A 3,653-nucleotide genomic window follows, 5' to 3' on the forward strand; every position below is an offset into this window, starting at 1 on the left:
GCGACCGGCGATACGGGTGCCACCGGCTCGACTGGCGCAACCGGAGCTACGGGTGCGACTGGCGACACCGGAGCCACGGGTTCGACCGGGGCGACCGGAGCCACAGGTGCGACCGGCGATACAGGAGCGACGGGCTCGACCGGAGCAACCGGGGCCACAGGCGCAACCGGCGATACCGGCGCCACAGGTTCCACAGGTGCAACTGGAGCCACCGGAGACACGGGCGCTACGGGTTCTACCGGAGCAACCGGTGCGACCGGCGATACGGGCGCCACAGGTTCGACTGGAGCAACCGGAGCCACGGGTGCGACCGGCGACACCGGAGCCACAGGTTCGACTGGAGCAACCGGAGCCACAGGTGCGACTGGCGATACCGGAGCAACGGGTGCCACAGGCGCGACCGGCGATACGGGTGCGACCGGCGCAACCGGGGCAACAGGTGCGACCGGTGATACGGGTGCAACTGGGTCGACCGGAGCAACCGGCGCCACAGGCGCGACCGGTGATACGGGTGCAACTGGCTCGACCGGTGCAACCGGTGCGACGGGCGAAACGGGCGCCACAGGCTCCACGGGCTCAACTGGAGCAACCGGCGCCACTGGCGATACCGGAGCGACTGGCTCGACTGGAGCAACCGGAGCCACAGGTGCCACCGGCGATACGGGTGCAACTGGGTCGACCGGAGCAACCGGAGCCACAGGCGCGACCGGTGATACCGGCGCCACAGGTTCGACCGGAGCAACCGGAGCCACAGGCGCGACCGGCGAAACAGGCGCCACGGGCTCAACTGGGGCAACCGGAGCCACGGGTGCGACCGGCGATACCGGAGCGACGGGCTCGACTGGCGAAACAGGCTCTACGGGTTCGACCGGAGCAACCGGAGCCACAGGCGCGACCGGCGATACCGGCGCTACGGGTTCGACTGGAGCAACCGGAGCCACAGGCGCAACTGGCGACACGGGCGCCACAGGTTCGACTGGAGCAACCGGAGCCACAGGTGCGACCGGCGATACGGGTGCAACTGGCTCGACCGGGGCGACCGGAGCTACAGGCTCGACCGGAGCAACCGGAGCCACAGGCGCGACCGGTGATACCGGCGCAACCGGAGCCACTGGCGCAACCGGTGATACCGGCGCCACGGGCTCGACTGGAGCAACCGGAGCCACAGGTGCGACCGGCGACACCGGCGCAACCGGGGCTACTGGCGCAACCGGTGATACCGGCGCCACGGGTTCGACCGGAGCAACCGGAGCCACAGGCGCGACCGGCGATACGGGCTCGACTGGAGCAACCGGAGCCACAGGTGCGACCGGCGATACCGGAGCCACGGGTTCGACCGGAGCAACCGGAGCCACAGGCGCAACTGGCGAAACAGGCTCTACGGGCTCAACTGGAGCAACCGGCGCCACTGGCGATACCGGAGCGACAGGTTCGACTGGCGCAACTGGAGCAACCGGCGATACCGGCGCCACAGGTTCGACTGGAGCAACCGGAGCCACAGGTGCGACCGGTGATACCGGTGCCACGGGTTCGACCGGAGCAACCGGGGCCACCGGCGCAACCGGTGATACCGGCGCTACGGGTTCGACCGGCGCAACCGGCGATACCGGAGCGACTGGCTCAACTGGAGCAACCGGAGCCACAGGTGCCACCGGCGATACGGGCGCCACAGGTTCGACTGGGGCAACCGGAGCCACGGGTGCGACTGGCGATACGGGGGCAACTGGGTCGACCGGAGCCACAGGCGCCACCGGCGATACCGGGGCGACAGGTTCGACCGGAGCAACCGGTGCAACCGGTGCGACCGGCGACACGGGTGCCACAGGTTCGACTGGAGCAACTGGCGATACGGGTGCCACGGGCTCGACCGGTGCAACCGGAGCCACAGGTGCGACCGGCGATACCGGAGCGACGGGCTCGACTGGAGCCACAGGTTCCACCGGCGCGACTGGCGATACGGGCGCCACAGGCTCGACTGGCGCCACCGGCGACACTGGTGCCACAGGCTCGACTGGGGCAACGGGCGATACCGGAGCCACTGGCTCGACCGGTGATACGGGCGCCACGGGTTCAACCGGCGCTACAGGATCTACTGGTGCAACTGGCGACACTGGCTCGACCGGCGCCACCGGCGACACAGGTTCAACCGGAGCCATAGGCGCAACCGGTGATACGGGTTCAACTGGTGCAACTGGCGATACCGGCACCACTGGCTCGACCGGAGCTACGGGTTCGACCGGCGCAACCGGGGCCACGGGTGCAACTGGCGATACGGGCGCAACCGGTTCGACTGGCGCGACTGGTGATACCGGGGCGACAGGCTCAACCGGTGCCACAGGCTCGACTGGTGCGACCGGCGATACGGGCGCTACGGGTTCGCCTGGGGCCACGGGCGATACCGGAGCGACGGGCTCGACTGGAGCCACAGGTGCAACCGGCGCGACTGGCAACACCGGCGCAACAGGCTCTACCGGAGCCACAGGCGCGGCGGGAGCCACCGGCTCGACCGGTGCGACCGGCTCGACCGGCGGTACCGGAGCAACGGGCTCCACTGGTGCCACAGGCTCGACCGGCGCAACTGGACCGAAGGGCGATACTGGACCCAAGGGCGCAACCGGTTCGACCGGGGCGACCGGACCCAAGGGCGACACTGGGCCGAAGGGTGCAACCGGTTCGACCGGAGCGACCGGGCCAAAGGGCGACACCGGACCGAAGGGCGCAACCGGTTCGACCGGAGCGACCGGGCCAAAGGGCGACACCGGGCCGAAGGGCGCAACCGGTTCGACCGGAGCGACCGGGGCAAAGGGCGACACCGGGCCGAAGGGCGCAACCGGTTCGACCGGAGCGACCGGACCCAAGGGCGACACCGGACCCAAGGGCGCGACGGGTGCCACTGGCGCCACGGGCTCAACTGGTTCGACAGGACCGAAAGGCGACACCGGGCCGAAGGGCGCAACCGGTTCGACCGGAGCCACAGGCGCGACCGGCGACACTGGTGCCACAGGCTCGACTGGGGCAACGGGCGATACCGGAGCCACCGGCTCGACCGGTGATACGGGCGCAACCGGATCAACCGGTGCAACCGGCGACACTGGTGCCACAGGCTCGACCGGAGCCACAGGCGCGACCGGCGATACCGGCGCCACGGGTTCGACCGGAGCAACCGGCGACACTGGTGCCACTGGCTCGACCGGAGCTACGGGTTCGACCGGCGCAACCGGGGCCACCGGTGCAACCGGCGATACCGGAGCCACTGGTTCGACTGGCGCGACTGGTGATACCGGGGCGACAGGCTCAACCGGTGCCACAGGCTCGACTGGTGCAACCGGCGATACGGGCGCTACGGGCTCGACTGGGCCTACGGGCGATACCGGAGCGACGGGCTCGACTGGAGCCACAGGTGCAACCGGCGCAACAGGCAACACCGGCGCAACAGGCTCGACCGGAGCCACGGGCGCGACGGGAGCCACAGGCTCGACCGGCGCAACTGGACCGAAGGGCGCAACCGGTTCGACCGGCGCGACCGGACCGAATGGCGCAACCGGTTCGACCGGAGCGACCGGACCCAAGGGCGATACAGGACCCAAGGGCGCGACGGGTGCCACTGGCGCCACGGGCTCAACTGGTTCGACAGGACCGAAAGGCGATACCGG

1 protein-coding gene is annotated in these 3,653 nt (G+C 70.2%); it reads right to left on the reverse strand.

Translation table 11 applies throughout. The annotated features are described in order from the left end of the window. The coding region (locus C7I87_RS36945) for a DUF4573 domain-containing protein (RefSeq protein WP_373424816.1) at positions 1 to 3,614 on the reverse strand (3,614 nt) is incomplete at its 3' end. Positions 3,615 to 3,653 lie beyond the last annotated feature (39 nt).

Source organism: Mesorhizobium sp. SARCC-RB16n (assembly GCF_008520305.1).
In the GTDB taxonomy this organism is placed as follows: Bacteria; Pseudomonadota; Alphaproteobacteria; order Rhizobiales; family Rhizobiaceae; genus Mesorhizobium.